Origin of the sequence: Rhodococcus sp. DT1 (assembly GCF_049844875.1) — a bacterium.
Taxonomy (GTDB): Bacteria; Actinomycetota; Actinomycetes; order Mycobacteriales; family Mycobacteriaceae; genus Rhodococcus.
On record NZ_JBNCLW010000013.1, the window covers coordinates 1 to 682 of the forward strand.

1 pseudogene is annotated in these 682 nt (G+C 63.0%); it reads left to right on the forward strand.

The features are described 5' to 3' along the window. A pseudogene (locus ACLQ3J_RS20910) lies at positions 1-682 on the forward strand (glucose-6-phosphate isomerase); the annotation flags it as partial.

Consider the following 682-nt stretch of genomic DNA (forward strand, 5'->3'; position numbering starts at 1 on the left):
TGTTGGGGTTGTTGGGGGTGTGGTACACGTCGGTGCTGGGGGCGCAGTCGCGGGTGGTGTTGCCGTATGCGAATGATCTGGTGCGGTTTCCGGCGTATCTGCAGCAGTTGGCGATGGAGTCGAACGGTAAGTCGGTGCGGGTGGACGGGTCGGCGGTGTCGTATCGGACGGGGGAGATTTTTTGGGGGGAGCCGGGGACGAACGGGCAGCATGCGTTTTTTCAGTTGTTGCATCAGGGGACGCATCTGGTGCCGGCGGATTTCATCGGGTTCGGTCGGTCGACCGATGATCTGCCGACCGTGGGTGGGTCGGGGTCGATGCATGAGGTGTTGATGGCGAACATGTTTGCGCAGGCGAAGGTGTTGGCGTTCGGGAAGTCGGCGGCGGAGCTTCGGGCGGAGGGGGTGCCGGAGGGGTTGGTGGCGCACAAGGTGATGCCGGGTGATCGGCCGTCGACGACGGTGTTGGCGCCGGTGTTGTCGCCGTCGTCGTTGGGGCAGTTGATTGCGTTGTATGAGCATCAGGTGTTTGTGGAGGGTGTGGTGTGGGGGATCGATTCGTTCGATCAGTGGGGTGTGGAGTTGGGGAAGGAGCAGGCGTCGGTGTTGGCGCCGGTGTTGGGGGGTGTGGGTGAGCCGGAGTCGGGTGATGCGTCTACGGACAACCTGATCCGCATATACCG